28 protein-coding genes are annotated in these 24,769 nt (G+C 36.4%); 3 read left to right on the top strand and 25 right to left on the bottom strand.

The features are described 5' to 3' along the window. Window positions 1–217: 217 nt before the first annotated feature. The gene (locus ACM5BR_RS04215) at window positions 218–388 is read left to right on the top strand and encodes a hypothetical protein (RefSeq protein ID WP_416826159.1); all 171 of its coding nucleotides are present in this window, start codon (window positions 218–220) and stop codon (window positions 386–388) included. A gap of 275 nt (window positions 389–663) precedes the next feature. On the opposite strand, the gene ACM5BR_RS04210 is transcribed toward ACM5BR_RS04215, so the two are convergent. From ACM5BR_RS04210 to ACM5BR_RS04155, 12 genes are all read right to left on the bottom strand, one after another. Beyond that, window positions 664–1,626, bottom strand: coding sequence for a tRNA dihydrouridine synthase (locus tag ACM5BR_RS04210; protein ID WP_416826157.1), 963 nt, complete (start codon window positions 1,624–1,626; stop codon window positions 664–666). Between the two features lie 420 nt (window positions 1,627–2,046). Beyond that, window positions 2,047–3,414 (bottom strand): D-serine ammonia-lyase, encoded by a 1,368-nt coding sequence (locus ACM5BR_RS04205; RefSeq protein WP_416826155.1) that lies wholly within the window; start codon window positions 3,412–3,414, stop codon window positions 2,047–2,049. A gap of 46 nt (window positions 3,415–3,460) precedes the next feature. Continuing rightward, window positions 3,461–3,781, bottom strand: coding sequence for a DMT family transporter (locus tag ACM5BR_RS04200; RefSeq protein WP_416826154.1), 321 nt, complete (start codon window positions 3,779–3,781; stop codon window positions 3,461–3,463). A 26-nt stretch (window positions 3,782–3,807) separates the two neighbouring features. Next, a complete protein-coding gene (locus tag ACM5BR_RS04195) occupies window positions 3,808–4,152 on the bottom strand; it encodes a DMT family transporter (protein WP_416826152.1) in 345 nt (114 codons plus the stop codon). Between the two features lie 69 nt (window positions 4,153–4,221). Then, window positions 4,222–5,094, bottom strand: a complete 873-nt coding sequence (locus ACM5BR_RS04190) for a Cof-type HAD-IIB family hydrolase (RefSeq protein WP_416826150.1) — start codon at window positions 5,092–5,094, stop codon at window positions 4,222–4,224. 24 nt (window positions 5,095–5,118) lie between these two features. Continuing rightward, window positions 5,119–5,901 carry a DeoR/GlpR family DNA-binding transcription regulator gene (locus tag ACM5BR_RS04185; protein WP_416826149.1) on the bottom strand — a complete coding sequence of 261 codons (783 nt, stop codon included), beginning with the start codon at window positions 5,899–5,901 and terminating at the stop codon, window positions 5,119–5,121. Window positions 5,902–5,924: 23 nt separating this feature from the next. Next, window positions 5,925–6,935, bottom strand: coding sequence for an ABC transporter ATP-binding protein (locus tag ACM5BR_RS04180; RefSeq protein WP_416826147.1), 1,011 nt, complete (start codon window positions 6,933–6,935; stop codon window positions 5,925–5,927). Further along, window positions 6,932–7,804: an ABC transporter permease gene (locus ACM5BR_RS04175; protein WP_416826145.1), complete on the bottom strand. Its 873-nt coding sequence runs from the start codon at window positions 7,802–7,804 to the stop codon at window positions 6,932–6,934. Before ACM5BR_RS04175 ends, ACM5BR_RS04180 begins: the two co-directional genes overlap by 4 nt. Next, window positions 7,801–8,655, bottom strand: a complete 855-nt coding sequence (locus ACM5BR_RS04170; RefSeq protein ID WP_416826143.1) for an ABC transporter permease — start codon at window positions 8,653–8,655, stop codon at window positions 7,801–7,803. Before ACM5BR_RS04170 ends, ACM5BR_RS04175 begins: the two co-directional genes overlap by 4 nt. Window positions 8,656–8,780: 125 nt before the next feature. After that, complete coding sequence (locus ACM5BR_RS04165) at window positions 8,781–9,614, bottom strand: alkaline phosphatase family protein (RefSeq protein ID WP_416826142.1); 834 nt, start codon at window positions 9,612–9,614, stop codon at window positions 8,781–8,783. Continuing rightward, window positions 9,604–10,662 (bottom strand): ABC transporter substrate-binding protein, encoded by a 1,059-nt coding sequence (locus tag ACM5BR_RS04160; protein WP_416827832.1) that lies wholly within the window; start codon window positions 10,660–10,662, stop codon window positions 9,604–9,606. Before ACM5BR_RS04160 ends, ACM5BR_RS04165 begins: the two co-directional genes overlap by 11 nt. A gap of 696 nt (window positions 10,663–11,358) precedes the next feature. Beyond that, window positions 11,359–11,487 (bottom strand): hypothetical protein, encoded by a 129-nt coding sequence (locus ACM5BR_RS04155; protein ID WP_416826140.1) that lies wholly within the window; start codon window positions 11,485–11,487, stop codon window positions 11,359–11,361. 169 nt (window positions 11,488–11,656) lie between these two features. On the opposite strand from ACM5BR_RS04155, the gene ACM5BR_RS04150 reads away from it, so the two are divergent. Continuing rightward, a complete protein-coding gene (locus ACM5BR_RS04150) occupies window positions 11,657–11,782 on the top strand; it encodes a hypothetical protein (RefSeq protein WP_416826138.1) in 126 nt (41 codons plus the stop codon). Between the two features lie 85 nt (window positions 11,783–11,867). Here ACM5BR_RS04150 and ACM5BR_RS04145 read toward each other — a convergent pair whose 3' ends face one another. The 11 genes from ACM5BR_RS04145 to ACM5BR_RS04095 all read right to left on the bottom strand — a co-directional run bounded on the left by ACM5BR_RS04145 (window position 11,868) and on the right by ACM5BR_RS04095 (window position 21,983). Continuing rightward, window positions 11,868–12,827 carry a bile acid:sodium symporter family protein gene (locus tag ACM5BR_RS04145; RefSeq protein WP_416826136.1) on the bottom strand — a complete coding sequence of 320 codons (960 nt, stop codon included), beginning with the start codon at window positions 12,825–12,827 and terminating at the stop codon, window positions 11,868–11,870. A gap of 187 nt (window positions 12,828–13,014) precedes the next feature. After that, on the bottom strand, window positions 13,015–13,563 hold the full coding sequence (gene lepB / locus ACM5BR_RS04140; RefSeq protein ID WP_416827831.1) for a signal peptidase I: 549 nt from the start codon (window positions 13,561–13,563) through the stop codon (window positions 13,015–13,017). A 139-nt stretch (window positions 13,564–13,702) separates the two neighbouring features. Further along, the gene (locus ACM5BR_RS04135) at window positions 13,703–14,482 is read right to left on the bottom strand and encodes an undecaprenyl-diphosphate phosphatase (RefSeq protein ID WP_416826134.1); all 780 of its coding nucleotides are present in this window, start codon (window positions 14,480–14,482) and stop codon (window positions 13,703–13,705) included. Window positions 14,483–14,614: 132 nt separating this feature from the next. Next, window positions 14,615–16,156, bottom strand: coding sequence for an acyl-CoA carboxylase subunit beta (locus ACM5BR_RS04130; protein ID WP_416826132.1), 1,542 nt, complete (start codon window positions 16,154–16,156; stop codon window positions 14,615–14,617). A gap of 2 nt (window positions 16,157–16,158) precedes the next feature. Further along, window positions 16,159–16,947, bottom strand: a complete 789-nt coding sequence (locus tag ACM5BR_RS04125) for an enoyl-CoA hydratase (protein WP_416826130.1) — start codon at window positions 16,945–16,947, stop codon at window positions 16,159–16,161. 5 nt (window positions 16,948–16,952) lie between these two features. Beyond that, the gene (locus ACM5BR_RS04120; protein ID WP_416826128.1) at window positions 16,953–17,864 is read right to left on the bottom strand and encodes a hydroxymethylglutaryl-CoA lyase; all 912 of its coding nucleotides are present in this window, start codon (window positions 17,862–17,864) and stop codon (window positions 16,953–16,955) included. Window positions 17,865–17,875: 11 nt separating this feature from the next. Then, entirely contained in the window at window positions 17,876–18,088 is a 213-nt protein-coding gene (locus tag ACM5BR_RS04115) for an acetyl-CoA carboxylase biotin carboxyl carrier protein subunit (RefSeq protein WP_416826126.1), read from the bottom strand. A gap of 18 nt (window positions 18,089–18,106) precedes the next feature. Further along, entirely contained in the window at window positions 18,107–19,444 is a 1,338-nt protein-coding gene (locus tag ACM5BR_RS04110; protein WP_416826125.1) for an acetyl-CoA carboxylase biotin carboxylase subunit, read from the bottom strand. Window positions 19,445–19,457: 13 nt separating this feature from the next. After that, the gene (locus ACM5BR_RS04105; protein WP_416826123.1) at window positions 19,458–20,603 is read right to left on the bottom strand and encodes an acyl-CoA dehydrogenase; all 1,146 of its coding nucleotides are present in this window, start codon (window positions 20,601–20,603) and stop codon (window positions 19,458–19,460) included. Between the two features lie 685 nt (window positions 20,604–21,288). After that, the gene (locus ACM5BR_RS04100; RefSeq protein WP_416826121.1) at window positions 21,289–21,561 is read right to left on the bottom strand and encodes an HU family DNA-binding protein; all 273 of its coding nucleotides are present in this window, start codon (window positions 21,559–21,561) and stop codon (window positions 21,289–21,291) included. 77 nt (window positions 21,562–21,638) lie between these two features. Beyond that, window positions 21,639–21,983 (bottom strand): cupin domain-containing protein, encoded by a 345-nt coding sequence (locus tag ACM5BR_RS04095; RefSeq protein WP_416827830.1) that lies wholly within the window; start codon window positions 21,981–21,983, stop codon window positions 21,639–21,641. A gap of 386 nt (window positions 21,984–22,369) precedes the next feature. Here ACM5BR_RS04095 and ACM5BR_RS04090 point away from each other — a divergent pair, with 386 nt between their 5' ends. After that, a complete protein-coding gene (locus tag ACM5BR_RS04090; protein ID WP_416826119.1) occupies window positions 22,370–22,564 on the top strand; it encodes a cold-inducible protein YdjO-related protein in 195 nt (64 codons plus the stop codon). 541 nt (window positions 22,565–23,105) lie between these two features. Here ACM5BR_RS04090 and ACM5BR_RS04085 read toward each other — a convergent pair. Together ACM5BR_RS04085 and ACM5BR_RS04080 are read right to left on the bottom strand one after the other, a co-directional pair. After that, a complete protein-coding gene (locus ACM5BR_RS04085; RefSeq protein ID WP_416826117.1) occupies window positions 23,106–23,762 on the bottom strand; it encodes a type II toxin-antitoxin system PemK/MazF family toxin in 657 nt (218 codons plus the stop codon). 99 nt (window positions 23,763–23,861) lie between these two features. Beyond that, on the bottom strand, window positions 23,862–24,692 hold the full coding sequence (locus ACM5BR_RS04080) for a hypothetical protein (protein ID WP_416826115.1): 831 nt from the start codon (window positions 24,690–24,692) through the stop codon (window positions 23,862–23,864). Window positions 24,693–24,769 lie beyond the last annotated feature (77 nt).

Here is a 24,769-nt window from a genome sequence, read left to right as displayed (position 1 = left end):
TATTGGATGTAATTGATTACCGTATAAATTTTCGCCCTAAAAGATTCCCTAAAAGAAAAATTGGTACCATTAAAATGCTTAGGGGAATTTTTGAATAGTAAATGACCGTCTATGAAGCCTAATTCAAACAAGCGGTAATAGCTAAGAAAAGAATAGGAAATTACAATGAATAACGCAGTTATGACACCGCGTGTATAACTGCGAAAAGGGAGCAATTATGTCAATGACTATTGCTCTTGTTTTAGGTGACGATATTAAAGGGTTTGTTGCGTTAAGTGGCTATGTTCCACAGTTTGTAATCGTGCATCGCTTAATTAATCGAATCGAAGTAAAAACTGATGGAACACCCATCATTCACTATCAATTTGCAGCCCCGAAATTTGAATAGTAGCAGGTGACCCCTTATTGGGTTCCTACTTCTTCTTTTAAAACCATCGACGGTCACACACTCCACGTGTGCAGAGTGTATGTGGCAACACAAGGGTGCTGGTGGGTTTATTACATTCTTAAGACCTTTTTCTTTCAGAAAACAGACTTTATCAAAACAAAAGTTGTCGGCTGCAAAGGAACTTGAAACTGAATAAGATAAGTACATATGAGTTGATGTGATTCATTTTTTCTCTAACTTTTTGAGAGTTACATCATTTCACTGTCCCCGTCCCATCAACATTCTTTTCCAAAGTTATCAAGCAATGCACGCACTTCATCTGTTGATTTCGTGTTCATCAATTGATTTCTTAATTCACCAGCTCCACGGAATCCTTTGACATAAATTTTGAAAAAGCGATGAAGCCCTGTGATTGAACGTGGCAGTGCTTCTGCATATTGATCTTGAAGATCAAGCTGCAGTCTTAAAAGATCAAGGTATTCTTTACTGCTATGCTCTTTTGGCTCTTTTTCAAAAGCAAAAGGATTTTTAAAAATACCACGCCCGATCATAACGCCATCAATACCATATTGCTGGGCAAGCTGCAGCCCAGTTTGACGGTCAGGAATGTCTCCATTGATTGTTAGTAGCGTATTTGGTGCGATACGGTCACGTAATCTTTTGATTTCCGGAATTAGCTCCCAATGCGCATCTACTTGGCTCATTTCCTTTCTTGTACGTAAATGAATAGAAAGGTTCGCAATATCCTGTTTTAAAATATGCGTTAGCCACTCCTCCCACTCATTTACATCCTTATAGCCAAGTCGTGTTTTCACGCTGACAGGCAGTCCGCCCGCTTTTGCTGCTTGAATAAGTTCTGCCGCAACGTCTGGACGCAGAATAAGGCCACTACCTTTCCCTCTCGACGCCACATTCGGTACAGGGCAGCCCATATTAATATCGATGCCTTTAAATCCTAGCTCTGCCATGCCAATACTTATTTGCCGGAAATATTCGGGATTATCCCCCCAAATATGTGCCACCATTGGCTGTTCATCTTCTGTAAAAATCAAACGGCCACGCACACTTTTCATACCCTCTGGATGACAATAGCTATCCGAGTTTGTAAACTCTGTGAAAAATACATCCGGTCGACCGGCTTCACTTACTACGTGACGAAAAACAACATCTGTCACATCTTCCATTGGTGCAAGTACAAAAAATGGTCGTGGTAAATCACGCCAAAAATTATCTATCATTTCAAACTCAAATCCTCTCACTATGGATACAACTTCAAACTCTTGGTCAAAAAATATAAAGCCAAATGTTCCACTTCTTATACACTTATATCATGCTTAATAACTTATTATCAAACACAAGTACATTTGGACATTTATAATTTATGAAAAACTATTGTGAAAATAGGCAATGTTTATTTTAACTAAAATCGGTCCTAAATGGTATTTTTATAAACAAAAAGCAGATGGTATAGATTTTTTCTATATCAACTGCTTTTCTATTATACCAACTCCAAACACGCGACCGCTTCACAATGCGCGGGGTGTATGTGGCAACACATAAAGAAAAAACACTTCCTATAATGAATAACATTAAAGAACAACTAGCAAAGTAACTTAGTACGCGACAAAAGGATATGATCTTCCCTAGGCTCATCTTAATTAGTTACCACTAATACTAGATAATTCTAATCCTTTTTTATAATATTCATCCATCACTTCTTTAGGAACCATATTGCCACCTGTAGCCCACATGATGTGGGTAGCATGTTTCATTTTGTCCGTTAAATTATGCTGCTTTACATATTCCTGTCCTTCTTTTTCTCTAAATAACTGTATTGGACCATATACACTTGCCAAAGCAGAAGGCTCTAGGTGAATATTCTCTGTATTTATTAATGTGCTTAATAGCTTATATAGTTCATTATCACTCACCGTATAACAGCCGCTTAAAAAAGGTTCGATGGTCTTTCCGACAAAACCAGATGGTCTTCCAACCGCAAGACCGTCTGCTGTTGTGATGTTGTCAATACCAAAATCCTGTACTGAAACTTTATCATGCAATCCTGTTGCTAAACCAAGTAGCATGCATGGCGAGTGTGTAGGTTCTGCGAAAAAACAATGTACATGATCTTGATATAGTAATTTTAAACCAAAGGAAACTCCCCCTGGACCGCCTCCTACGCCGCATGGAAGATAAACAAATAGGGGGTGATTTTCATCTACCGTTATATTCATATCCTCTAATTGTTTTTTTAATCGAGAAGCGGCTACTGCATATCCTAAAAATAGATTGCTGGAATTTTCATCATCAACGAAATAACAATTAGGTTCGTTGTTTGCATGCTTTCTCCCTTCTTCTACGGCTTTACTGTAATCTTCTTTATATTCAATTACAGTTACTCCTTTACTTCTGAGAAGGTCTTTTTTCCATTTCTTTGCATCTGCTGACATATGAACGGTTACGTTAAAGCCCATTTTTGCACTCATAATTCCAATGCTAAGTCCTAAGTTACCCGTAGATCCTACTGCGATGGAATATTGAGAGAAGAAGTTTTTGAATTTCTCACTATCTAGTATGGAATAATCATCTTGCTCTGTTAATAGCTGCTGCTTTAGAGCTAAATCCTCTGCATGTTTAAGAACCTCATAAATACCGCCTCTTGCTTTAATAGAACCTGAAATAGGAAGATGACTGTCACATTTTAATAAAAATTTTCCTGGTAATTCGAGTTTATGGATTTGTTCTAACTGTTGTTGCATAGAAGAGATTTCCATGATAGGAGATTCAATAATCCCATTTACCTTTCTTGTTTCAGGAAATACTTTTGCGATGTATGGAGCAAAACGTTTTAATCTTTCTTCAGCATCTCGTATATCTTGTTCATTGAGTTGGCTTTTTTTTACCCCTTTTCGAAACAATTCATATTTAGGATTTGCCCAAAACACTTCTTTTGTTGAAATGAGTTTATTTATTAAGGGATATTCTTTTTTCCAACTTTCTATAGATCTTCCTTCAATCTTAGTCATTCATCTTTCTCCCCCTCATCGTTTATATGTTTTTTTCAGCCTTATTTTACAATCCTGAAGTTAGTTTCATACCAACAGTTCCGATAATAATACAAATAATTAGAAGTATTCGTTTTATATCCTTCGGTTCATGAAAGAAAATCATTCCTATTAAAACACTTCCTACAGAGCCTATGCCAGTCCATATTGCATAAGCGGTTCCGATTGGAAGGACAGTTATGGATAAAGAAAGAAAATAAAAGCTTAAGCTCCCGAAAAAGAGACAAGCCATAGATGGTAGAAATTTTTTAAATCCATCAGCCAGCTTAAGGCTTATGACACTACCAATTTCAGCAAATCCTGCGATAAGAAGAAAAATCCAAGCCATATATTCATCACCTAACTTTGTATAAATCATTTACCTTCTTTTGCTGCTGGGGTATCTTTTGAAATGATTTTAAGCCCGATTATTCCAAAAATCATTAAAAAAATAAAAAATACTTTAAGTAAGTTGATTGTCTCTCCCCAAAAAATCACACCGATAGCTACCGTTCCTATCGTACCCATCCCAGTAAAAATTGCATAACCTGTTCCCACTGGTATGGTATGTAAAGCTTTGGACAATAAAAAAAAGCTAAAAATAATAATTCCTATAGTAAATATACTCGGAATGAATACCGTAAATCCTTGCGAATATTTAAGACCAATTACCCAGACTATTTCTAAAAGGCCTGCTATCACAATGTAAATCCATGCCATTTAAAGATTCTCTCCTTTGTTACTTGTAACCTCAAAAGAACCTGCTATTTTAGCAGGTTATGATTATTTTTATTTTTCAATTGCAAGTTTATTAAGGTATTGGTATATTGCATGTGCTACACCATTTTCATCATTTCTTAAAGTTGTTACTTTACAAACATCCTTTATCTCATCTTTCGCATTTCCCATCGCTACACTGTGCCCAACTTTCTGAAGCATTGATAAATCGTTGATACTGTCTCCAATTGCCATCGCCTGATGTAAGGAACCATTCATCAATGAAGCTAATTTTTCAAGTGCAATTCCTTTTGAAGCGTTTTTACTCGTTATTTCAATGTTATGATCAGCAGATGAAACTACCATTAACTCATCAAACTCTTTGAATTGCTCCCATCCTTCTTTTAATTTCTTTTTATCAAAAGAACCTGCTAGAATATTATAAAAATCTTCATCTCGATTTAGGATATCATGATAACTTTCTACTAAAACATATCCAAACTGATCAAATTGTCTTTCCGCTATTTCAACTAATTCTTTCCTATCTGGTTCTAGGTTTTCTTTTTTCAAACATTGAATCTCGTTATAGAAGTCATCCCTTATCTTTTTCGGCGTGTAAATTGCTTTATCTGTAAATACTTCATAGTAAAAACCATGTTCATCTAGCCACCCAAGAATGGATAAGACATGACTTTTATCTATAGTCGTAGAAGAAATAGGTTTTTCATCTTTTGAATGAATGGTTGCACCATTTGTGCCGATAACAAAAGTAGAAAGCCCGGCCTTTTCACAAATATTTTGAACATCAAAATAAGCTCGGCCTGTCGATATAACGACTTCAATCCCATTTTCTTGCGCATATTGAATTGCCCTTATATTTTCTTTACTAATTTCATTTTGATGGTTTAATAGCGTCCCATCTAAGTCTATTGCAATTAAACTCATTTGTATATCTCCTTTTATAATCTACTATGCTTCTATCCATTCGGTTTCGTTTATTTGCAAATCATTCTTCCATGTTTCTGGAAATGGTTGATCACAGACAATCATATCGACTTTTTCTAATGGACAAATTTTACAGAATGTATCGACACCTAATTTTGAATGATCAGCTAATAGGATAATTTGTTTTGACACATCGACCATGATGCGGGATACGAGTGTCTCATTTAAATGATAATTACTTACACCGTTTTGAAGCGAAACACCACCTGCTGAAATAAATGCCTTATCAATATTGAATTGATTCAACATTTGCTCGGTTAGGCGACCACTTACAGATTGCTGTTTCGGATCAATTTGTCCACCAAGTAATAAAATCTCTCCTGTAAATTTATTTTGATTGAGGGATTCCATTAACGCGGCTGAGACAGGAATAGAATTCGTTAATATGGTAATATTTTTTTTATTTTCGATAAAATGAGCAAATTCAACAGTGGTTGTACCGACATCAATTACGATCACATCGCCATCGGAAATAAGTTCTGCTGCTTTTATACCGATTTTGATTTTTTCTGCTCGATTCACTGTCGTACGATGTGAAAATGGAGGCTCCCCAGATTGAAAGATTGTTGCAATCGCTCCTCCGTAAACTTTCTTCAATGATCCCTTCTCCTCCAGAATCGCCAAATCACGACGAATGGTTTCTTCTGAAGTATTAAATTGTTTCGCCAAGTCCGTGACTCTTACCTTCCCGGTTCTTTGGAGTTCATGTAAAATCTCATTCTTTCTTTCCTCTGGCAAAATGACCATTTTATCACCTTATTATTTATAGTTTATAACGCAATGCATTCTTTCTTCGGTATAAGCATATGAACGCGTGTACCTTGGTCCAATATTGCTCCTTGGTGGTGAAGAGTATCCACGTGAAAAATGGAACCATCTGTTTCCACTTCGTAACGTAAGACATTCCCTATCATTGAAATATCTTTAATACAACCTTTTGCAGTCCAATTGTCTTGCATTGATATATCTTGTCCGACTGGTATCAATTGTAATACTTCAGGGCGAATAGCTACTTCATTTCCCTTTAATTCCGTACTACGAATCAACTTATGAAATACGTCCATATGAAGAACATTGTAATTACCAATAAATTGAGCAACAAATGTATTGATTGGGGAAACATAAATTTCTGATGGAGAACCGGATTGTACAATGTTTCCTTGATTCATTATAAAAACTTTATCAGATAAAGTCATGGCTTCTTCCTGATCATGGGTAACAAAGATAGTTGTAATCTCTAATTCTCTTTGAATTCTCTTTAATTCTTTTTGTAAATTCTTTCTGATTTTTGCATCTAATGCGCTTAATGGCTCATCTAAAAGCAAAACCTTAGGTTCCATCACAAGTGCACGTGCTAGAGCTACCCGCTGCTGCTGTCCACCGGATAATTGATGCGGGTAAGATCCTTCTTTCCCAGTTAAATCGACCATGTCAATCATGGCTTGTACTCTTGATTTTATATTTTTCTCTTTTTTCATTTTAAGCCCATATGCGATATTATCGAAAACCGTCATATTTGGGAAAAGGGCATATGACTGGAATACCATACCGACCTCACGTTGACGCGGTGATAAGTGAGTAATGTTTTTTTGATCTACGAAGATGTTGCCTGTATCAACTTCTTCAAGTCCTGCAATGGAACGTAATAATGTACTTTTTCCGCATCCACTTTGCCCAAGAAGGGTTGCAAACTCCCCTTTTTGCAAGGTTAACGAAATATTATTTAATACGACTTGATTTTCATATTTCTTAGTCACTTGGTCAATGGTTACATAACTCATGAATTTTCACCTTCCAAAGCAGTCATTTTTTTAGCAGCTTGTTTCTTAAATATTGATAAACTACGTTTCTTTTTTACCAGATTAGGATTTTGATTTTTAAATGTAAGCTTTAATACCGCCCCTGTTAAAAATAAGATTACCGTATAATACGTAATTACAATTGCACTTGTTAAGTGACCGCTAGCATTTAGTTTATCAGAGAGAAAAATTTGAAGGGTTTCAAATTGACCTCCAACCAGCAGCTTAGCAAACGAAAACTCACTAAACAAAAGGGCTACTGATAATAAGGTGGACACTAGGATACCAGATAATATATTGGGCAATACTACCGTTCGAAAAGCTTGGAATTTGGATGCCCCCAATAGCTCGGCTGCATCAACAAGTTCCACTGCATTAATTGTACGCAGACTGTTCCGAATGCCCTGATACATAAATGGTAAAATTGTAACAAAATAAGCTCCAATCAAAATCCAAGGCGTTCCAGAAATTTGGATGGGTCCATTCGAATACATTTTGATTAACCCGACAGCTCCAACAATTGGAGGAATTCCATAAGGAATCATAGCTGCTGCTTGAAGCAATCCTTCCCATTTGCGAAAGTATATCGTAACTATGAAAATTGTCGGAAGCATAATAAGAATACTTAGCCCAACAGACATAACAATCAAAAATAGTGTCCGTTCAAAGGCAGCAAAAAACCTTTCATCTTGAAATAATTGAATGTACCAGTTCATCGTAAACGACTCAGGTAAAATAGTATGATCCCACGTACCGGCAATCGAAAATAAAAATGTTCCTATTAGCGGAATTAATAAATAAATAATCAGTAATCCAACAACTATTTTGTGGAAATGTAATGACGACTTCATCGTAGATCCCTCCTAATGCGACGCATCATTCGTTGATTAAACCACATCGCTAGTATCATAGTTGAAGTTAAAAGAACACCTAATGCACTACCTAGCTGTGGATTTAATGTAACATCACTGGAAACGAGATTCGCAATTTGCAATGATAATAAATTGTAATTGCTACCGACTAATGCATAGGCAGTCGCATAAGCACCCATCGCATTTGCAAATAAAATACTGAAGATACCTGCAATACTAGGTAACAGAATCGGTAGACCAATATGGAGCCAAAATTGTAGCTTTGAAGCACCCAATAATGCTGCAGCTTCTTTCCATTGTTGTTTAATCCCTTGATAGGATGGATAAAGGAGCATTATAGCAAGAGGAATCTGAAAGTAAACATAAACAAGAATTAATCCAGTCCAGGAATACAAATTAAAATGTCCAAATACATTCCATCCCATCTTCGCAAAAAGCAAAGTAAACAACCCATTGTTTCCGAGTAAAATAATATATGAGAAAGAAAGAGGAATTCCTTCAAAATTGGAGGTCATATTAGCAATCATCAGTAAACGATCTTGTACTTTCTTTGAGAACTTTGTAAATGAATAAGCTGCGATAACGGCTACTATAATAGAAGTTATTGCAGAACATAATGAAATGGTGACGCTATTCTGAATAGCTTGTAAATAAAATTTACTTTTAAATATAGTTGCATATTGATCAACTGTAATGCTGATTCCGTCATCTGCATGAAAGCTATCACTAATCATAGAAACTAATGGCCCGATTTCAAAACCAATAATAAAAATAATAAACGGGAGTAAAAAAGCTAATAAATACAATTTTTGTTTTTTTATTTTTTGCAAGATTTTTCGCTCCTCAATATGTGCTAACAATTTTTTGTCTAGGGATGAAAGATTGATCCATAGGCAATAATTATTTGTAAAAAAGTAAGCGGGAGATGAAGGAATCCCCCGCTTATGGGTTTTTATTAAAGTGATACCTTTTCCTTTAATGCAGATAGTCTATAAGAAATCATTTTATCAGTAGGCTCAATATCTAAAAGTTCACATACGAGCGGTGCAAAAGCTAATTGCGGAACTACTTCCTCATGGAATCCCGTTTCAATTCTAGGGCTAATGATAAAAAGCGGTATGTCACGTTCACCATCAGTAATTCCGCCATGGTTACCATATTCGCTCATGCCATGATCAGCTGTAATTAAAATATGGTATCCTTCTTTCATCCAAATAGGTAGAAGCTGTGCAAGTAAGCTTCCCATTTTTAAAATTTGCTCACGATATTCTTTCGATTCCGAACCATACTTTTCTCCTGCTACATCAACCCCCATAGGATGAATGTATAAAAAGTCAGGATCATACTTTCTGCGTAAAGCTTCTCCATCCATCAATAAATGGCTATCTGGATAATAATCATCCCAGTAAAATCTTCCGTATTGAATAGGCTTAGACTCATCTTCTTGCTCGCGGTCTTCTATAAAATGAAATGGAGCGCGGTTGTAAAGTTCACTAACCCAGAAATAAGCTGAAGAGGCTGTTCTTAAGTTATTTTCTTTCGCAAGATGAAAGAGACTCTTCTCCGTAGATAAGCGAACAACTGGATTTGCGGTAATTCCGTTTACTGACGCAGGTGTACCTGTCAGTAATACTTCATATAACGGACGGGAAAGACTAGGAAGCTCTGACTTCATTTTGTAAAGGGCTGCCTGATTTGTTTCAACAAGATGTTGAATATATCCAAACGTCTCACATGCTTTATCATATCTCATGCCATCAACGACAATGGCTATCACTTTATTTGACATTTACTAACACCTCTTGTTGCCATAGTTGTGGTAAAGTTTTAGCAGTTTTGTCCCAAGCAGCTTGGTCTTGAACTGGTTTTACATTTTTATATTCATCTTTTGGAACCAACTTGTCTTCTACATCTTTCGGAAGTTTTACATCATCACGAATTGGACGAGCATATCCTTTGGCTAAATTAATTTGTCCCTCATCACTTAAGATATATTCTCTAGTCGCCATCGCTGCATACGGATGTTTTGCATATTTGTTGATGATGGTTGTATATCCGCTTACGACAGAACCTTCTTTTGGAATACTTACGTCAAATTGGTCACGGTTAATTTGCGATGCGTAACCTAGTGCATTGAAATCCCACACAATCGCAACTTCTACTTCGCCTTTTTCAATGTTAGCCGGTTTTGCGTCAGTTAGACTTAGGCGTCCTTGCTTAGCAAGCTTAGCGAAGAAATCAAGTCCTGGCTGAATATTCGATTCATTACCACCGTATGCCATTGCTGCAGCAAGAACTCCCATTTGATTCTGGTTTCCGTGCATAACATCTCCAATTGTTACTTTGTAATTACCGTTTAAAATATCATCCCAAGATTTTGGCGGGTTCTTAACAAGGTTTTTATTAGTAAGAAATGCGATGGTTCCTTGGTATCCAACAACCCAATTTCCTTTATCATCTTTCGCCCATTTAGGTATTTCATCCCAATGAGAGGTTTTATATGGAAGGGTTAATCCTTTTTGTGCAGCAATTGGGCCAAAAGAAATTCCAACGTCACCAATATCAGCTGTTGCATTCTGTTTTTCAGCTTCAAATTTAGCAATCTCTTCAGCGCTGGATAAATCTGTATCCGTATGTTTTAATGAATATTTTTTTGTTACGGCATCCCACGTTTCACCCCAGTTAGCCCATGAATTAGGCATACCAGCACTGTTAATGGTCCCTTCTTGCTTTGCTTTTGCTTCAATATCTGCTACGGATAATGAATTTGGATCACTAACGACGGGAGAAGCAGATTCTTGCTTTGTCCCACAAGCAGCTAACCCTAGTAAACTCATTCCTAAAACTACAACTTGAATAGATTTAAAAGACCTCTTTCCCCATTTACGGTGCATTAAGATTTCCTCCTAGTGTTGTTGTTTTGTTTGATATTTTGTTGTTTGTTTACTGTTTTAGAATACTTTCATAATGTAAACCCCACATTAAGCCAATGTTAAAGCTGTGTATGGTTCTCGTAAAAAAATATTTACTATGATTCTCGCTTCAATAACCGCACTTAAAAAATGACTGCGCCATAAGCTAAGACTAATTTTTATACAGTTGCAGCAATACACATACTCGACCTTTTTAAGATTTCATAATAGTGATTCTGTTAGCAAAACATATTAAGGAATTCCTTATAGTATTAATATCTAGCGATTAGATGGAGTTCAATATACGGATGCTAATGAAAGAAATGGCAGTGATTTAGTAGAATAATTCCGAAGCGCAGTTAAGTCCGTAAATGCTATGTAGAGATATTAGGTGAATACGAGGGGGAAAATGAAAATCCGTGGATGGGTCAAGGGAATCAATAGGATTTCGCACAAAATTGAATCACAGTTGTACAAAACAATGATTCTGTTGGTCATCATTTTGACACTTTGACTCTTACAATTAACGGACATTACGGTGTCTTAGCCAAACTCATAATAAAAACCCCAATATCTTCTTCGACATTGGAGTTTATGTATATTCATAAAATTATAAGTTAACTATCGTTGGTCTTCTCTTTCGTCTATTTTAATCGGAACTAAAGCAACACGTTTTTGTTGATTTACCAGTTGAAATGCGACAATAAGTAACGCTCCTAAAGTAATTTCAAAGAATGTCATGCCTGTCATAATCCATGCACCTCCACTTAATAACTATTAATCTTAAAAATCATTGGGGTATTCCTTTTACAAGTTAATTATACACTAAATTAATGAAAACGAATACATTTCACGAAAATGTTCGAATATTTGTACATACTCAGAAGTGAAGCAACTGCTAGGAAGCAAAGGAAATTTGATGGATAAATCAGAAGAAAAAGGAACCTCTACCTATGCATGGTCAGGTAAAGCACCCAAAACAATGGCGCAAATTACATTTTCAGATGGAATAGTGGTACGTACATTTCAAAGTGGGTTGCAATAGTTCGAAACCATTTTCATCTTCTCTACATACAGGAGGAGCCATTTCTTATCATATGGCTCCTCCTCTCTTACATTCGTTAAATACTTTAACTTACCTTCGACATTTCGATCTTTTTATAATGCCGCTCAAGAAAGTGACCATAAAATGATGCTAGTGATTGCTGAAATAACATGCCTAGTATTACAGGTACTGCTACTGCAGGAGGAAAATAGGTGATCGCCACAACTGCACCTGCGCTTATATTTCGCATTCCTCCCGTAAAGGTAATCGTGACAATGTCCTCCTTATCAAAATGCAGCATAGTTCCGATGAACCAAGAAAGCAAATAACCTGAAAAAGAAATAAGAAGAATCATCATACAAATGAAAATTAGTTTTGGATTCACATGTACAAGGTATGGTGCAATATTTGCACTATTAATCATCACAACGAGCCCGACTCCTAGTTTAGAGAATGGGGATAAGGGTTTTCCTAATGTAGTTTTTACCTTTCCAGATGTAACTTGATTTAATAGCATTCCTAAAATAGAAGGCAATACGATCATACCAAATAAACCTTTCATAATTGGCCAAACATCCATTGATACCGATCCGCCGCCTAAAAGTGCAATACTATAGGGAACTACTAATGGGGAAAGCAAGGTGTCAATTAAGATGATTGACAAGGCCAGTACAGCATTTCCTTTATAGATGGTTGCCCAAATTAAGCTCGTAACCCCTGTTGGAATGACAACTGCTAAAATTAAGCCCGTCATCGTAAGTGGATCTCCTTGAAAGGCAAGATGACCAAGCAACCACGCCCAAATTGGCATTAAGATATGTAAAATTAAGAGCACGATAATCGTTGGCAATGGATGCAATACAACACGCTTTAACGATTGAAAACTTGAACCTAAGCTTCCTGTAAACGTAATAAAGGCAAAAATCCATGCAACGAGAAAAGAAAACGATTTTAAATGATCTGCAAATAGAACACCTATGACTACACTTGTTGGAGTAATGATGGGCATCATTCTTTCCAAGAAATAATTCAGTTTTGACAGCATGCCAAGTTCACTCCTACTACCATTTACCTATTTTTTTCAAATTCACGATGAATAAATCTCTATTAGAATATTCATTCATTTTAATTCTAATGAAATTACCGTATCTTTTTTTTCCTCATAAGTAAAGAACGAACTATCCTATGAAGGGAAAAAACCATAAAAATAGCATTAGAGGGTTCCTCTAATGCTAAAATCCAAATACCTTTTCACCTAATACGTGGCTGAGTGGAACAAATCCAATTTCTCTACTATCTCTACTATTGTTTCGATTGTCACCCATTACAAATACATGATCGCTAGGTACCTTCCATTTTCCATCTGCTGCAACTGTCATTTCTTCTTTTATGTAAGGCTCATCAACAAGAGTACCGTTTCGATACAACTTATGATCTTTTAATTCGATTTCATCTCCTGGTTTACCCATAATGCGCTTTACATATAAAAAGCTATCTTGATGTTTATTCGTTACTAGCTGAAAGAGCGCATTTTCTGTAATGTCATCCTTAAAGGATCTTGGCCGATCAACACGGCTATCAATGATAACAATGTCACCATAGTTTGGTTGATACGAAAATGTGTGTGATAGTTTTGAAACCATGATTCGTTCTTGGTCGTGCAATGTTGGATCCATAGAATGCCCTTCAACCTTATATGGCTGAATAAGGAACACGCTAGTAAGAAAGGCCAGTATAAAGGCGATTGCAATGGAACGAACCCAGCTCCATATTTCTTTCATTACTTTATTACCCAAGGAAATACCTACCCTTCTTTACAAAATAACATCTATTTAAAGAGTACCATGTTTCCATCTAAAATAACAATGGCTTATCCCTATTCTCACTCATTATTCTATATCTATTATGTAACGTTCTGTTTTAGAAAACACCAGTATATTGCATGGTAAGTATAAGTATACCGAGTGCCCACACATAATAGGAAAACAATTTTAAGGAATGATGCTTTAAAAACTGAATCATCCATGAAACGGCTATGTATCCAAAAAAAGCTGCTGAGATGGTACCAATGAATAGTGATGTTCCTGAAATGCTTTCCGCTTTTCCTTGAAAAATATCGGCTGCCTGTAGTACGATGGCGCCCATGATTGCTGGAGTAGATAATAAAAATGAAAAATACGCTGCTGTTTTACGGTCTAACTTACGCCATAACGCTGCAACAATGGTCATTCCCGATCGAGAGATAGCTGGAAAAATGGCAAATGCCTGAAAGGAACCAATGATTAGCGCATCCTTATAAGTAATATCCTTCATTTTTCTACTGCCACCCTTCCCCATTTCAGCCAAGTACAGAAAGCAGCCAGTCGCTAAAAACTCCCAACCGATTGTTACTCCTGTTTTTGATATTTCTTCAAAAAAATCTTTAAATAATAATCCTATAATAACAGCAGGAATTGTTCCCACAATTAGTAGATAGGTAAGCTTATTAAAGGGTTGTTTGATAATACGAATCCATTCTTTCTTATAGTAGATAAAAATAGCAAGTAATGTTCCAAGATGGAGCATCGTATCTAAAAATAAACCAGCGTCATCGAGACCAACTAGATGACGACCTAAGTATAAATGCCCTGTACTGCTAATTGGCAAAAATTCTGTTAATCCTTGAATAATCCCCAGTAAAAAAGCTTCTAGCCCGTTCATTGTAGTCCCTCCTCCTTACGCTTGTACCAATATATGCTGCAGTTGATCCTATCATGCTGCTACATAAGAGGCGGTCTACAAAAAAGTAGAAGGAAGAGCAAAATTATGCTCTTCCTTCGTAATTTGCTAGTATTATACTGGATAAACAGAATGTTTGCGATCTGTAAATACTTGATTTTTGCTACTATAGGTATCAAAACGTTTTACAAGCTCGTTACGTAATTCATTTGGATGAACAATCCCATCAATGATCATTTCGGATGCAAGATGGTAAATATCGATATCTTTATTGTATTCCTCACGCTTTTCTTCAATAAATGCTGGACGTTCAGACTCAGGCAGCGCAGCAATTTTATTTGCATAAACGGCATTTACTGCTGCTTCAGGTCCCATAACGGCTATAGAAGCAGTTGGAAGTGCGATACAGCAATCTGGCTCAAATGCTGGGCCTGCCATAGCGTATAGACCTGCTCCATATGCTTTACGAACAATAACAGATATTTTCGGAACAGTTGCTTCACTCATTGCCGAAATCATCTTTGCACCATGACGAATGATCCCAGCTCGTTCTACCTTTGTTCCAATCATAAACCCTGGAACATCCGCTAAAAATAGGAGCGGAATATGGAAGGCATCACATAATGTAATAAATTTAGCAGCTTTATCTGCCGAATCATGAAACAGCACGCCGCCCTTCATTCGAGGCTGATTGGCTACGATACCAACCGGCTTGCCATCAATACGAGCAAGACCAGTAATCAGCTCCTGAGCAAATAGTTTCTTAATTTCAAAAAACGAACCTTCATCAATAATACGATTGATTAGATCCATCATGTTAAACATCGAATTTTGATTTTTCGGTACAATTTCTTCTAATGTTTTGTCAAATGCTTTAGGCGGGATTGCTGCTGCCACTGGAGGCTTTTCTAAATACTGATTTGGAAAATAGGAAATATATTTTCGGGCAAGCAATAATGCTTCTTGTTCGGTTTTGCATAGAACGTCACCGCATCCAGAAACCGAGCAATGCATACGTGCACCACCCATTTCCTCTAGTGTTACCTTCTCTCCAATTACCATTTCTGCCATACGCGGTGAGCCTAAGTACATGGAAGCATTTCCTTCTACCATCATTACAATATCGCAAAAAGCAGGAATATAGGCTCCTCCAGCTGCAGAAGGACCAAATAGCAAGCAAATTTGTGGAATTTTCCCTGATAACTTTACTTGATTGTAAAAAATACGGCCTGCTCCTCGGCGTCCTGGAAACATCTCCACTTGATCTGTGATTCGTGCACCAGCAGAATCGACTAAATAAAATAACGGAGCACGAAGCTTTTCAGCTGTTTCTTGAATACGAAGAATTTTTTCTACGGTACGAGAGCCCCAAGATCCAGCTTTTACAGTTGAATCATTCGCCATTACACAAACGGTACGTCCATGTATTTTCCCAACAGCCGTTACCACTCCATCCGCAGGGAGATCGGCACTATCACAGTTGGCAAACATCGCATCTTCTACAACATTACCATCATCAAATAAGGCAGCCAGGCGCTCTCTAACAAACAGCTTTCCCTTTGCTTCATTTTGCTCATGATACTTTTTCGCTCCGCCTTGTTTTATTTTCTCTACTCGTTCATCTAACGTACCTTGATTTTGCTGCCTAACTAACATAATTACTCCCCCTTATAGATTGGCTTTCGCTTATCTTTAAATGCTTGTAGCCCTTCTAAACGGTCCTTTGTCGGAATGATTGTTTCATAGGCCTTCATTTCAACCTGCAGTCCGCTTTGTAGATCAACCTGCATCCCTTCAGAAATCGCTTGCTTTGCAGCCTTTATAGCAATTGGTCCATTTTGTGCGATTCGCTCCGCAATTTCCAGTGCTTTCGGTAGCAGTTCGTCAGCTTGTACTGTATCCTCTACAAGACTGTATTCCTTTGCTTCGACACCTGTTATACGTCTTGCTGTATAGATGAGTTCTTTGGCTCTGCCTAGTCCGACTAGACGAGGTAACCGTTGTGTTCCACCCGCTCCCGGAATAATGGCGAGGGACGTTTCTGTTAAACCAAGGGTTGCTGTTTCAGAAGCAATGCGGATATCGCAAGCTAAGCAAAGCTCCGTTCCCCCTCCAAGCGCAATCCCGTTAATAGCAGCAATAACAGGCTGTGGTAATTGCTCAACTTGGTTTACTGTCTCACGAATAAGTGTGACTGCTCTTCGAACTTCAGCTTCATTCATTCCAGCTCGTTCCTTCAAATCGGCACCGGCACAAAATGCCTTTTCTCCCGCTCCGGTAAGAATGACAACACGTACATCTGAATTTTCTCTCAACTGCTTCCATACCTCTTGTAATTCCTCTAACAAAGAAAGAGATAATGCATTCGCCTGCTTTGGGCGGTTTAGCGTAACAATAGCAACATGATTCGTATGATATTCAACTATACTATTCTCTAATACTTGCATCTCATTCACCCCATTTTTGCTTTCTGCTGTTTAGCGTGAAGTACATGACTGTTTAAAGGAATATCTAGCTTCCGTTCAATGAATTGACTGGCAATCATAAAACGGTCTTCGTCAATATTCGTTTGTACCCCCATGCTATGTAACATATGAATGAGATCATTTGTCGCAATGTTCCCAGAAGCTCCTGGTGCATATGGACAGCCCCCTAATCCTCCGCAGGCACTATCAAACGTTGTAATCCCCATAACAAGAGACTGCAGTACATTAGCGAGTGCCATACCATACGTATTATGAAAATGAAGGGCAAGAGATGATGCTGGAAATTTATCAAGTAAAGATTCTAGTACCTGTTCCACTTGCAGAGGATTCGCTACTCCAATCGTATCTCCAAGGGAAATTTCATAAATTCCATATGATAGCAATTCCTCACAAAGTTCCATAACCGCCGAAATCGAGACAGGACCTTCAAAAGGGCAGCCGAACACAGTTGATATGTAGCCACGTACCTTTTTTCCAGCTTGTAAGCTAGCTGCAGTTACTTCTTTAATGGACTTAAGTGCATCCGCAACAGATGTATTAATATTGCTGCGATTGTGCGTCTCACTAGCAGAAAGAAATACACTTACTTCATCTACATTTGCTGCTAGGGCACGCTGTAATCCACGCTCATTCGGAACGAGAGCCGCATATGTGATATCAGCTTTTCGTTCCAAATTAGCAAAGACGTCCGTTGCATCCGCTAAAGCCGGAATCCACTTTGGATGAACAAAGGAAGAAACCTCTATATATGAAAGTCCTGTATCGGAAAGGAGATGAATCCATTCCAATTTATCATTCGTTCCTACAATTTTTTTCTCATTTTGCAAACCGTCACGAGGTCCTACCTCTTTTATCACAACAAAATCAGGAAGCTTCATCCATCATCCTCCTATTCCATTTCAGCAATAACATCGCCTTCGTTTACAAATTCTCCTTCTTTCACATTCAACTTTACAATCGTTCCTGATTGTTCACTAGAAATCGGAATTTCCATTTTCATAGATTCTAAAATTGCAATATCTTGTCCTTCCTCAATTTCATCCCCTATATTAACTAAAATTTTCCACATATTTCCCGCCATTGATGCATGAACGTTTGCCATTCCAATTCCCCCTTACTATTATTTTTTGACTAATCGATCCGTTAAGAAACTTGTAGTATAAACTCCTCCTCGGAATGTCTCATCCTCTAGCACTTGAATTAATAATGGAATGTTTGTTTTAATCCCCTCTAACTTAAAATCTAATAGAGCTTCATTTAAAGATTGGATTGCTTCATCTCTAGTAGATCCATGTGCAATCACTTTTGCAATCATCGGATCATAAAAAGGGGTGATCGTCGTCCCTTCCTCGACAAAATGATCGATTCGAACAGAAGCAGGAAGATGAAGTGATACGATTTTACCTGGCGAAGGATAAAATGTATTTGGATCTTCTGCATACACACGAGCTTCAATACTATGCCCATTTAAAGCGATATCATCTTGCGAGAACGAAAGCCTTTCCCCTGAGGCAATACGCAATTGTTGTTCAACAAGGTCAAGCCCTGTAATTTCTTCTGTTACGGGATGCTCTACTTGAAGACGCGTATTCATTTCTAGAAAATAAAAGTTTTTCTCTTCATCAACAAGAAATTCAATTGTTCCTGCATTGCAATAGCCAATTGCTTTCGCTGCTTGTACTGCTATTTCTCCCATCTTTATACGGGTTCTGTCGTCTAAAAACGGAGATGGCGCCTCTTCGATTACCTTTTGGTTTCGACGTTGCATAGAGCATTCTCGTTCCCATAGATATACGGTATTACCATAACTATCGGCTAACACTTGTATTTCAATATGATGAGCATTTGTAATCAATCGCTCGATGTACATATCGCCATTCCCAAAGAAATTTTTTGCACGAGTCTGGTTACTTTCAAAAGCCTGAACGAGCGTTTGCTCATTTTCAATCCGCTGCATACCAATGCCGCCACCACCGGCAGCCGCCTTTAACATAAGTGGATAACCAATCTCTGCTGCAATAACCTTCGCATCCTCTACTGTAGGAATACGAGTTGTAATTCCTGGTACAACAGGAACTCCTGCAGCAATCATTGCCTTTCGGGATTGAATCTTGTTTCCCATCTTCACCATGACATCTTTAGAAGGACCAATAAATGTAATCCCTTCTTCAGCGCAGCGTGTTGGAAATTCCGGATGCTCTGATAATAATCCATAGCCTGGATGGATCGCCTCTGCTTCTGTTCGTTTGGCAATTTCAAGTATGGTATCAAGTTTTAAATAACTGTCTTGAACACGAGATCCTCCGATGCTATATGCTTCGTCTGCCATTTTCACATGCATTGCAGTTGCATCTGCTTCTGAATATACAGCAACGGTCTTAATCCCTAAACGCTTACAAGTTTTAATAATACGAACTGCAATTTCACCGCGATTTGCAATTAGGATTTTAGAAAACATTCAACATTCCTCCTTATCGAAGTCCTAGTTGTCTTGCGATAACGAGACGCTGAATCTCAGACGTACCTTCTCCGATTTCAAGCAGCTTCGCATCACGCATATAACGTTCCACTTCATACTCTCGCATATATCCAGAACCACCGTGGATTTGAACTGCTTGATTTGCAGTACGGCTTGCTGTTTCTGAAGCATATAATTTTGCAATAGCAGCTTCCTTACTAAAAGGCTTATTTTGATCCTTTAACCATGCCGCTTTATGAACAGCATTTCTAGCTAATTCAATTTCCATTGCCATATCCGCTAATTTAAATTGAATTGCTTGAAAGGAAGAAATGGATTTTCCAAATTGCTTACGTTCTTTAGCGAACTGAAGAGCTCTTTCAAAGGCAGCTTGCGCAATACCAACAGCCAAGGCTGCAATTGAAATACGTCCTCCATCTAGCGTGTATAAAAATTGACTAAATCCTTTATCTTCATCTCCTAAAATATTCTCTCTTGGTACACGAACCTGGTCTAATATAATTTCACATGTATTGGAAGCTCGTACACCCATTTTGTCATAAGGGCTTGAAATGGTAATTCCTTCTGAATTCGTTGGAACGATAAAAGCAGAAATTTTCTTTTTCCCTCTTTCATCGACGCCATTGATAGCGGTTACAATTATTGTGTTTGCATACTCAGCATTTGTAATCCAACATTTCTCTCCACTAATAACATATTCATCACCATCAAGAACTGCCTTCGTTTGCGTTCCGCCCGCATCTGACCCTGCGTTTGGTTCTGTTAATCCGAATGCACCAAGTGTTTTTCCAGAAGCCATTGGTACTAGGTACTTTTGTTTTTGCTCCTTAGTACCAAAGTAATAAATAGGAGATGCTCCTAACGAAATCGTTGCAGCGTAGCTAAGACCAGTCCCTCCGCATGCACGTCCGATTTCCTCAACTGCCAATGCGTAAGACAATGTATCCCCGCCTGATCCACCGTATTCCTCAGGAAAAGGAATTCCGAGCAATCCAAGCTCTCCCATCTTTTGAAACGTTTCATACGGAAATTCTCCTGTACGATCATAGTAGATAGCCTTTGGTGCAATTTCTCTTTCAGCAAAATCACGAACCATTTCTTTTATCATCTGCTTTTCACGTGGTATTGTGTATTCCATATTGTCACGCTCCCTGTTTATATTCGACAGTATTATGTCATTAAGGAGATAAATGCTAGGGATAGGCCTCATAAATAGTTTGTTTATTTTATCATTTCTGTCATTATTTTCATTTTAAAGTATATTCCCATAAAATGGGCAAAAAAAAATCCTACATAGTTCTACAAACATGTAGGATTCCATCGAAAAACATCCTATTTTGAATCCCTAAAGACAGTGATTCCATTCTTAAAGGAGAACTAGCGATTTTATAGATGTGATCGAGCGGTTAAAAACTTTACTTACATATGTTTAAATCTTTGCTTCTTTGCTTAAAAATGAGGGGAGAAAAATTATATACGATACCAGATTACATCGTCCATTTCATTACAAACATTTCTGTTTTGCTGGACCTGATTATTACTAATGTGAGTTCATTCGAACTTGTTTTGATGAGAATTCGTTGTGTTTTTATGCGGGTACAATATTCATTTTATTACTATAGCATTCAAAAATTGTGTCGAACGATTTGTAATTTCTAAACCTTTTTTTGTGAACACTCTGGTAACAAGGAATGAGAGCCGTTTTTTACCTATTGTTAAATAAATTCTTTATTTATATTTTGTTATTAAATACGGTATGTGAAATTTATTTAGTGCTCGTAAAAAAATACATCTAGTACGATAGATGTATTTTTTTATATGTATTATTTTACTGCTGCTTTTAATTCTTTTCCTGCTTTGAATGCTGGTGCTTTTGTTGCAGCAATCGTAATTTCAGCACCTGTTTGTGGATTACGACCTGTACGTTCTGCACGTTCACGAACTTCAAATGTTCCAAAGCCGATTAATTGTACTTTTTCACCAGAAGCAAGCGCTTTTGTTACAGTTTCAAAAACTGCATTTACTGCTGCTGTTGCATCTTTTTGTGATAATTCTGATGCTTCTGCAACTTTTTTAACTAATTCTGTTTTATTCATGTGTGCCACCTCTATTTAAACTATTGATGAGGGCTTAATTATAACGCACAAAGTGGCTTTTGTACAAGTAATATCTGCTATTTCTTCACTAAATGACGATCTTGATGACTATGTGGTTTTGAAATAACTAAAAATTCCACATCGTCTTCTGACGTATTACACATTTGGTGAACCATTCCTGGATGAATTTTAATTCCTTCTCCTTGGTGAAGTTCAACCTCTCTATTTTCTAGTTTCATCAGCGCAGTGCCACGCAGTATATAGAAAAACTGCTTACTTCTTTCATGATAATGCTGCACCTCAAACGTGTGCGGTGGCATCTTTTCTTGTATAACGCTTAAATCTTTATCATTTACGAAGTGCCAGCCATCACAATCTTGCCCCCATTTGTACTGCTGCACTGTATCTTTGCTCTCTATCATACTCAAGCTTGGTTCCTCCTCCCTTTATCTTTATGCTAATGAATGAATCATGTCACATAGCCATGATTCATTGCTTACTCTTGCTATTTTTACCAACTCATGATATGATGAATTTATTATATTTTTTATTATAATTCACACATTGTCAAACACCATAGTAAAACTTTTACATGTGATATTTGACAATGTGTGAATCATTTTTTTTTACGCAAAGATTACAAAGGCATCACACAATGAATTTGTAACAAGCAAATTGAACAAGGCAACCAGAATCCCCAATGTAAACCATATTGGTTTCTATATTACATGAGGATACAGGCTGTTAACTGATCCGTTAGCAGCCTTTATTTTTTTAGCCTTATTCTTATTTTAGAAGGAGTGATCTCATGAATTGGAATAAGAAAAAAGACGCTATACAGCAAGAACGCAAACTAGAAGAAGTAGAAGTTTGGGCTTGCGAAGCAGAAAATTGCAAAGGCTGGATGCGTAAGGAATTTTCGTTAAGCGAAGAACCTACTTGTCCTTTATGCAAATCAAAAATGAAAACAGAAACACGTATGTTATACGAATTATCCAACTAAGCAAAAAAGCTAAGCCGAAATCGCTTAGCTTTTTTTGTACTATGTTTGTAAATGATCCTACTGTTTATTCTCGATTGTTTTCTTTGTTTTTCGACATATGATAATACGTAAAAACTAAACAAGTTATTGCAAGTAAACTACATGCATACTGAAAGAATTTTAGAACAGTCATAGGCTATACCTCTTATCATGAAATGGTATTCTTAGGTTCTCACAATTACAAATAGCCTATTCCTAATAGGAGAATCTATAATAAAGCTACGAATACCATGGTGATATTCGTGGCTTTTATTTTTATGTTTCGCCTTCTTCAGGTTCAACAGACTAAAGTCTAAAAATATAAGTAAAAAACCTTCTCACAATTGACTTGTAAGAAGGTTTTTACTTTAAATCCTTTTTTGTTAGAGCTTCACGCTCAGTTCGCTTTTTAGTTAGAGTTTTCATGACTCAATTCATTTTTGTTAGGACTTCACGTCCTTTTCTTAGTTAAATAATACCATTTGATATGAGATTAATCAAGTACATCTTACAGTTTTATTACCTATTTTTTAACAGGATTTAATTCATCTAAAATTGAGTTATCTAAACACCGATTGATAATCTCTAAGATTCCATTGTCACGATCTTTTTGACTAATACGTTCATCCATCTGAATACTTGAACTATAAAGACCAATTATCTTTAAACTTAATTTACTTAATTCTTCTTCATTTCTATTTCCTTTAAGTAATCTTATAATATCATATGATGTATTAGCCAATGTTTCTATTGTTAATTCAATATATCTTTCTCGATGATATTCTAATTTTTCTTCTAATGTAAGTATGTTAAATAATTCATCTGAACAAAAGGAAACAATTTTTATAAACAATGCATTACTAATAGGTGAGTTCATTGGAAGTCTATTATCATCTTTTAAAGATTGAACTCTAGAAGCATTAACTGTTCTTACTTGGTTATATACAGCATAAGAGTTTGTTCCTTTTAAATTATTAGGAAGAGTAGGAATTTTACCAATGTTAAGTTTGGTATCACCATCTCCATTTGAACTTTTTGTTAGAGGGACTACTATGATGGTTTTCTTATCTGAATTTTTCTTAACTACTAAAGCTAAGTGTTGACCATTAAATTCACATTGTAGTACGGGATCAAAATGCACAGTGTAGATATTTTTCTCTATTATTTCTGAGTATCTCATTCATTTCACCTCCCTTTCTATCTATGATTCTTTCTCATTCGACAAAAAGGGAAGTATTTCCTTGTTACTTATTACAAATAACTATATAAAATTGTTTTATCATTCATTCACAAATAATAAAGTTGAAAAGTTAATAAATAATTTTAAAGCATCAATCTTTGTCCATAATTCTGGATTATCTCTTCCATGCATAACCCAATTACGGTTTAATAAAGGTTCTCTTTCTAATTTAAAGTCCTTTTTTTCAAATAAATATTTCTCTAAAAATCTAAGAATAGAGTATGCAATAATTTTCGCAAATTCATTTTTGGTAAATTCTTTTGTTCCTTCTTTAATTGTTTTATCAAAATCACTTAGTAACCCTTTCCCTACTTTAGAACTTTCTGAAAGGTTTGATATCTGTCCTTCAATTAACATGATTAAAGTTGGTATTACAATCTGATAATTATTATTCTCATAGTTAGTAAAACATTGCTCAATCAATATTTTATTATGAGGTTCAATATGATTTACAATGTATTCTTTCTCGTGATTAAAAAGAAACTCTGAATCTGCTTGATATACATCAAAGAAATATTTATCATAAGTCTGTAAATTATCTTCTAATTTGAATGAATCATAAAAAATATCTAGTGTCATTGATCCTGTTATCGTCCAACCATAAGAAGATGCTCTTCTTATTGCCTTTTCATCAAAAAACAACTTTGGAATTAATTTATTAAAATCAATGTTTAATAATGATTTTTGTAGCCTTAATAGTTCGTCAGTATAATAAATACCAATTTTATCCATTTTTAATATTATCGCTTTATTTAAATTAGCACTTATGTTTTTAATTGATTCCCCAATTACCTTATTAAAATTAGTGCTAATTTTTTTAGTTGATTCCTCAATATCCTTCTTTAGCTCTTCATTATTCTCTTGCTCCATTTATATCACCTGTCAATATAATAAACTTCATTAATTTAAAAAAGAACACTTTAGAACAAAAAATAATAATTTTACGA

The organism is Ectobacillus polymachus (assembly GCF_048159605.1).
Taxonomy (GTDB): Bacteria; Bacillota; Bacilli; order Bacillales; family Bacillaceae_G; genus Ectobacillus; species Ectobacillus polymachus.
Note: the sequence above shows the minus strand (reverse complement) of the source record. Positions and strands in the feature narration are given on the sequence as shown.